7 protein-coding genes are annotated in these 7,274 nt (G+C 56.8%); 2 read left to right on the forward strand and 5 right to left on the reverse strand.

All coding sequences use genetic code 11. From position 1 onward, the window contains the following. Window positions 1–118 precede the first annotated feature (118 nt). Entirely contained in the window at window positions 119–1,069 is a 951-nt protein-coding gene (locus ACM6IR_RS19835; RefSeq protein ID WP_414909268.1) for a hypothetical protein, read from the forward strand. Between the two features lie 65 nt (window positions 1,070–1,134). Here ACM6IR_RS19835 and ACM6IR_RS19840 read toward each other — a convergent pair whose 3' ends face one another. The 5 genes from ACM6IR_RS19840 to ACM6IR_RS19860 form a co-directional block, all read right to left on the reverse strand. Further along, a complete protein-coding gene (locus ACM6IR_RS19840) occupies window positions 1,135–1,899 on the reverse strand; it encodes an ABC transporter ATP-binding protein (RefSeq protein ID WP_414909269.1) in 765 nt (254 codons plus the stop codon). Window positions 1,900–1,915: 16 nt separating this feature from the next. Next, entirely contained in the window at window positions 1,916–2,626 is a 711-nt protein-coding gene (locus ACM6IR_RS19845) for an ABC transporter permease (protein ID WP_414909270.1), read from the reverse strand. Further along, window positions 2,623–3,351, reverse strand: coding sequence for an ABC transporter permease (locus ACM6IR_RS19850; protein ID WP_414909271.1), 729 nt, complete (start codon window positions 3,349–3,351; stop codon window positions 2,623–2,625). The genes ACM6IR_RS19845 and ACM6IR_RS19850 overlap by 4 nt, the downstream gene beginning before the upstream one ends. Before the next feature lie 55 nt (window positions 3,352–3,406). After that, complete coding sequence (locus tag ACM6IR_RS19855) at window positions 3,407–4,189, reverse strand: transporter substrate-binding domain-containing protein (RefSeq protein WP_414909272.1); 783 nt, start codon at window positions 4,187–4,189, stop codon at window positions 3,407–3,409. A gap of 134 nt (window positions 4,190–4,323) precedes the next feature. Continuing rightward, window positions 4,324–5,454: a succinylglutamate desuccinylase/aspartoacylase family protein gene (locus tag ACM6IR_RS19860; protein ID WP_414909273.1), complete on the reverse strand. Its 1,131-nt coding sequence runs from the start codon at window positions 5,452–5,454 to the stop codon at window positions 4,324–4,326. Window positions 5,455–5,675: 221 nt separating this feature from the next. On the opposite strand from ACM6IR_RS19860, the gene ACM6IR_RS19865 reads away from it, so the two are divergent. After that, window positions 5,676–7,070 carry a PLP-dependent aminotransferase family protein gene (locus tag ACM6IR_RS19865; protein WP_414909274.1) on the forward strand — a complete coding sequence of 465 codons (1,395 nt, stop codon included), beginning with the start codon at window positions 5,676–5,678 and terminating at the stop codon, window positions 7,068–7,070. Window positions 7,071–7,274 lie beyond the last annotated feature (204 nt).

The raw sequence follows: 7,274 nt of genomic DNA on the forward strand, positions 1-7,274 counted from the left end.
ATAAGGTGCAACAACCGCCCGCAAAAACAAATTCAAACTGCCCTTCAAAACTTATAAGCTACCGATACAAACAAACAAACAGCAAAAACCAACCCCGACATTTTTCAAGGATGAAAAAATGACCTGCACATTCACCCCTACTGTTGACCTTACCGCCGACATCACAGAACTTACTGTTACTGTCAAAATTAAAGACGAGTTATGGGCAGGTACCGACGACAGCATTTATATAAGTTTCAATGATGAAGCGAAAGTAGACTTTCTTTGCAAAGCGCCCAGAGTCGGCCAGACCATCAAAGTCAACGTTGACTTGCCCGGTATATTTGGCCATAGCCGTGTTCCGCTTCGCCAATTGAAGCACGTCGTCCTGTACCAGGAACCGCGTTTTCACCCCTTGGCCAGCGATAATTGGGAACTTGAATCACTGATGCTCAAGGCCAACGGTATTTTTACCAATGTATCGCTAAACAAGGTCGATCAATGGGTCGGTACACAGTCCAATTATCTGAGCAAGATTTGGACTGGCTACATCAATCAGGCCGCCTGGAGCAATTCCGACGACCGCCCCATTGATTTGAATGCCCAGACCTATCCTGTCCGATGGATGCCCTATCTCGCTGACCTCAAGTCCTGGCGAACCTATGACCCCTCGACCATCGACGGCGTAGGCCAGTTGGTCGGTTGGGTCGACGGCCATATAGTCGGTACACTTCTGAAAACTCGCCAGAGCGAAATACTTGAACCCAATGCTTTGCATGATAGTTACACCTGGGTTTATACCCCCGAGGGCTCGATCATTTACCGGCGCTGGAATCATGCGGCCCCTGCAGATTACACACGACACAGTCAACTAGGCGGCGGAAAGCCTGTGATATGTGCAGGAGAATTTTTAATTGACAAAACGCATGACGGACATGCCATTACAGACATTATTACAATGGTCAATGACGCATCAGGGCATTATCAACCCGTTGGAAGTAACTGCTTGAAATATGTCGCGGAAAAATTCGAAGCCTTAGGGTTGGACATGAGCCAAACCAACTGGACGTGGAAGTCCGAAGCCTCTTGAATCTAACAAACACGCTGCAAGTCAACGTGACTGGCAGCGTGTTCTGCATCAGCCTCCTATGGGATTTACTTCAGGTTGCCTCCGAGGAATTGCTGCAGCCGTTCACTCTGCGGATTGCCCAGTACGTCCCCGGGCGCCCCCTGCTCTTCCACGCGCCCCTGATGCAGAAACAGCACCTGGTTTGACACCTGGCGAGCGAAGCTCATTTCGTGGGTGACCATGATCATGGTGCGACCCTCCTCGGCCAGCCCTTGAATGACCTTGAGTACTTCGCCCACCAGCTCCGGGTCGAGTGCCGAGGTTGGCTCGTCGAATAGCATGACTTCCGGCTCCATGGACAAGGCCCGGGCAATCGCGACGCGCTGTTGCTGACCGCCAGAGAGGAATGCCGGATATTGATCAGCGACGCGGGCAGGCAGACCGACCTTATCCAGATAGCGTCGAGCCCGATCCTCTGCATCTTTCTTGCTGACCCCCAGCACCCGACGCGGGGCCATGGTGATGTTGTCCAGCACCGTCATGTGGCTCCACAGATTGAAGTGTTGGAACACCATCGCCAGACGGGTGCGCAGGCGCTGCAGTTCAGCCTCGTCGGCCACCCGCATGCCGTGCCGGTCATGGACCATGCGAATCGGCTGGTTGTCCAGGCTCATGGCGCCGTCGTTGGGCGTTTCCAGGAAGTTGATGCAACGCAGAAAGGTGCTCTTGCCCGAACCACTGGCGCCAATCAGGCTGATCACGTCGCCGGTTTTGGCGTTCAGCGAAATACCCTTGAGGACTTCGTGGTTGCCGTAGCTTTTATGCAGGTTTTCAACGGTCAGTTTGTACATGTGCGCAAATCCTGAATTAGTGAGCCGGGCCCAGGAAAGACAGCCAACGGCGTTCGGCCAGGCGGAACGAACCGACCAAGGAGAAACTGACCGCCAGGTAGATCGCCGCAGCGATGCCGAACGACTGGAACGTCAGAAAGGTTGCCGAGTTGGCATCGCGAGCGATCTTGAGGATGTCCGGCACGGTGGCGGTGAAGGCCAGCGTGGTCGAGTGCAGCATCAGAATCACCTCGTTGCTGTAGTACGGCAACGAACGGCGCAGGGCTGACGGCATGATGATGTAGGCATAGAACTTCCAGCCGCGCAGGCCATAGGCCTTGGCCGCTTCGACCTCACCGTGATTCATGCTGCGGATCGCCCCGGCGAAGATTTCCGTGGTGTAGGCGCAGGTGTTCAGTGCAAAGGCCAGGATGGTGCAGTTCATTGCATCGCGAAAGAATGCGTCGAACATGGGCTGGGCGCGCACAGCGGCGATGCTGTAGATCCCGGTGTAGCAAATCAGCAACTGGATATACAACGGCGTACCGCGAAACAGATAGGTGTAGAACTGCACCGGCCAGCGCACCCAGACATTGCTTGAAACCCGGGCAATCGACAGCGGGATCGACATCAAAAAGCCGAAAAAGATCGACGCGCTGAGCAGCCAGAGAGTCATGGTCAGCCCGGTGATGTGACTGCCGTCCTGGTAAAGGAACGGTCGCCAGTATTCCTGCAGTAGTTCAATCATCGTACAGCCTCTCGGGAACCCGCCGCGTAATGCCGTTCGAGCCAACGCAAGACGACATTTGAGGCACTGGTGATCAGCAAGTAAATCAGTGCCGCCAGCACCAGAAAGTAGAACAGTTGGTAGGTGCTTTTGCCGGCATCCTGAGCAGCCTTGACCAGATCGGCCAGGCCGATGATCGAGACCAGTGCAGTGGCTTTGAGGATCACCATCCAGTTATTGCCAATGCCCGGCAGGGCAAAGCGCATCATTTGCGGGAACACCACGAAGCGAAAGCGCTGGGCGCGGGTCAAGCCGTAAGCCGTTGCGGCTTCCATCTGGCCACGAGGCACGGCGAGGATCGCGCCGCGAAACGTCTCGGTGAAATACGCCCCATAGATGAAGCCCAGGGTGATGATCCCGGCGCTAAACGGGTCGATCTCAATGTAGTCCCAACCCAGCGCTTCGGTCAGGCTGGTCAGCCAGGTTTGCAGGCTGTAGAAAATCAGCAACATCAACACCAGGTCCGGCACCCCACGGATCAGCGTGGTATAGAGTTGCGCAGGAATGCGCAATGCAGAAGATCGTGAAAGTTTGGAACTGGCGCCGATCAGGCCGAGTAGCGCGCTCAACAACAATGACAACACCGATAGTTTGACGGTCATCCAGGTGCCTGACAGCAACAGCGGACCGAAGCCCTTTAGACTGAAGCCGGACAGCCCCAGAATCTGCAATAGGTTTTCGAACATTGCGCAGCCCTTTGGCAATCAAGAAAGCGCCCATCCTGGGATGGGCGCAGGGTCGTTACTTGCCGCTGTAAAGATTCAGATCGCCAAAGTGCTTTTGCTGAACTGCTGCGTAGGTGCCATTGTCGTGCAGTGCTTTGAGGCCTTTGTCCAGAAGCGCTTTGAGCTCCTGATTGCCTTTAGTGATGCCCACCGCCGTCTTCTCTGGCATTAACTCGCTGTCGATCTGCTTGCTGACCTGGAAATCGGCGCCTTGTGGTGACCTCAAAAAGCTCAATTCAGCTTGCAGCTTTTCCTGGATCGAGGCATCCAGGCGACCGGAGACCAGGTCGGCATAGACCTGATCCTGGTTCGCATAGGCCTGGGTTTCTACACCCGCCTTGTCCAGTACGGCTTTGGCGTAGGCTTCCTGGATAGAGCCTTGTTCGTAGCCGACTTTTTTGCCTTTGAGCGATACTGGATCAATGTCGATGGCCGCGCCTTTCTTGAACACCAGGACAGTTGGGCTCGAGAACAGCTCGCTGGAAAAATCGATGACTTTCTCACGGGCTGGAGTGACCGTCATGGACGAGAGCACGCCGTCGAACTTGTTGGCCCTGAGGCCCGGAATCATGCCGTCGAAATCGCTTTCGACCCATTTGCACTTGACCTTCAGTTCGGCACAGATGGCATTACCCAGATCGATATCGAAGCCCACCAGGCTGCCATCGGCAGCCTTGGACTCAAAGGGCGCATAGGACGGATCGACGCCAAAGCGCAACTCCTTGTACTCCTTGGCCAGCGCGGAACCGGCAGCGACACAGAGAGCCACCGCAGAAAGGGTCAGAAATGCTTTTTTCATTGTTATATTCCTAATATCCAACATGAGCGCTTGTGGCGCATGAGTACTGTTACTGGAACTTGCATGACGTACAGAAACGAAACCTGAAGTTCATCTTGTTGCTCTCGCACCGTTCGGCTCTGCCGAAAAAATCGTCAGGCGCAGAGCAGTGAGCCTGAGCGCACAGGCTCTTGCCCCGCGACAAACGTCAGCTCGGTATTGGCTTCGGTGAAACGCTCGATCACCCGCGCGTAGAAAACGCCAGCCACGCTGCTGTAGAGCGTGCTGACTTGGCCGCTGAGTGGATCGACAACATCGGCCAGCGCGGTGCCTGGTTCGACCCTGCTGCCAATCGGTGCGCGGTATGCAACCACTCCGGCGTGTGGAGCATTGAGTATCTCCACCCCGGCCAAAGGCGTCGGCTCACACAAGGGTGTCGGCACCTTGGCCTGTGCATCAGCGATCAACCCCAGGTGCCCGAGGTACGCCAACAGCGCATCGGCATCGCGCGTCGCTAGCTCGTGACTAACATCGAACAGGCCGCGCAGTTCTAACGTGGCGGAGAAGGTTGCCAGCGGAATCGGCAGATGTGGGAAGCGCTGTTGGAGCTTGTCCCAGATGGCCGTGAAGGATTCGTCGAAACTAAAGGTTTTGGCGTCAGGCCCACCCTGCTCGGTGGCATGCAGAACGGCATGTGCACCGGTGAAGCCGGCCAGTACTCGCGCCTGATCCTGCTGTTTGCTGTGTGCGTAAATGTGCACCATGGCCTCACTGTCGCAATGCACATCGATGACGTAGTCAGCAGCACTGGCCAGGCGCAGCAGAGTCAGGCGCAAGGATTCCAGCTCGGTGAGTGGCTGCAATGCTCCGAGGCGTTCGCGGGTGCAGCGACGTATCAGCACGACGTTGGCAACGGGATCGGTGCCAAGTTCACGGCTAACCTGCTCGCCCACGAGTTCGGCGAGATCGAGGTAGTGGCGGTTGAAATTCTCTCGGCTGGACAGCTCAAAGCGGCCGAGCTGACGCCCGAATACATAGTTGCCGAGGCCGATCGGGTTGGCGATCGGCACCAGTACCACCTCACCCGTCAGCCGGCCAGCGGCCTCAAGCGTCAGCAGGTGGTTCTTGAGGTGGTGCAAAACCAGCATGCCGGGGTGCTCATCGGCATGCAGACCGGCCTGCAGGTAAACCTTTTTGCCCTGCCCCTGTGGCCCGAAATGCAGGCTGATGACTTCACGTGGTGCGCCAAGGGTCTGCGCTATAAGCGCATGTCGATGCTCTTGCATGGGAATATCCAAATGATTGGTTCAGACGAGTGCAGCAGCACCGGGGTAGTAGCTTTTCTACCTGCAACGCCTTGGCGCGACAGGTAGACGTCTTAGGCATGACACCGGTTAAGAGTGCGATTACGTCGACGCCAAACTACGCGATATTCACTTTCATTCCATACACAGCAGCCCCTAAGATGAACGTACCTGTATTGGTCGAAAAGGCTGCACACCCCCTCATGAGTTCGCCTCAAAAGACATCCCGTATTGGTCGGCTGGTGGAGCATTTTTCGCAATTGATCGATCAGGCCAAGCTGGCCCAGGGCGCCCGCTTGCCATCCATTCGTGCCGCAGCCAAGGAGTTCGAGGTCAGTACCTTCACCGTGGTACAGGCTTATGATCGCCTGGTCGCTTTGAGTTATGTCGAGGTGCGCAAAGGCGCTGGCTTCTTTGTCGCCCAGGCCTCGCCAAGTATCGAGCAGCAACGCAGCGCAGCCCCGCTGGGGGATGTCTATTGGCTGCTGGATGATGCGTTCCATCCGGATACTGATGCCTTGCAACCCGGGAGCGGCGGCCTGCCCGATAGCTGGCTGGATGAGACGGGCCTTCGCCTGGCCATGCGCAGCCTTGCTCGTGGCTCTGGACTGATTGCCGAGTATGGTGAGTCTCGTGGCCTGCTGGTCCTTCGACAATGGCTGCAGCGCCATCTGAACGAGCGAGGGGTACCCGTACAAAGTGAGCAAATCTTGCTTACCCAGGGCGCCAGCCAGGCGCTCAACATAGTGATCAACGCCCTGCTGCACCCGGGTGATTGTGTGCTGGTCGACGACCCGGGCTATATCAACCTGCTGTCTAATCTGCGTGACCACAAAGTCAAAATAATCGGGGTACCCTGGACCCCACAGGGGCCGGATGTGGAGAAGCTTGGCGAGCTGCTGACCCTGCATCGGCCCAAGGCCTTTTTCACCAATCCGTGGCTGCAGAATCCAACCGGCGCCAGTTATAGCCCGGCGGTAGCCCATCGCGTGCTGCAACTTGCCGATACTCATGATTGCTGGATCGTTGAGGATGACGTGCATGGTCAGTTGGTACCGAACAACCAGCCAACGCTGGCCGCCCTCGACAACCTGCAGCGGGTGATTCATATCGGCAGCATTTCTAAAAGCATGGCCCCCTCGCTGCGGGTTGGCTTCGTCACCGCCGAACCGGCAGTGGCCGAAGCTTTGCTGCACTACAAGATGACCACCGGCCTCTACAGTTCGCAGCTTTGCGAGAGGCTCGCGTTGCAGATGCTCAATGACGGTACCCAGCGCAAACGCTGCCAGAGGCTGCGCGATCGTTTAGTGCAGGCGCAGGTGTTTGCTCGCCAGCAACTGCAACAGCTCGGCTGGCAATGCTGGGCCCCCATCGCACCGGCGCCGTATCTGTGGATCGGTAGCGGCCAGGAAGGTTTCGATCCGGTGGCTCTGACACGCGCAGGGCTCAAGCAGAATATCCTGCTGTCCCCCGGCTGCATCTTCCGCCCCGACCTGGAAGTCACCCCCTGGCTTCGCTTTAACGCGGCCTTTGGCGAAGACCCGGCAGTCTGGCGCTTTCTCGCCGAAAGCCAGGGAAACAAGCCACGAACGGCTTAACGCCAGCCGACTTCCTCCCACGTTTTTTTTGCGCGCGATAAAGACCGACTGGCGCCCCATGGTGGCGCGCAATGCTCCTGCATGCGTCTTTAGTTATTTTCACGGGCTGAAAACGAAATCGCGCGCAAGCCTGCTCCTACAGAAGCGGGCTTGCGCGCGATAGGGACAAAAGGTCCCCTCCCCGATTACAAGCTAGGCAGCAAT

This window comes from Pseudomonas sp. IT-P253, from assembly GCF_949768125.1.
Taxonomy (GTDB): Bacteria; Pseudomonadota; Gammaproteobacteria; order Pseudomonadales; family Pseudomonadaceae; genus Aquipseudomonas.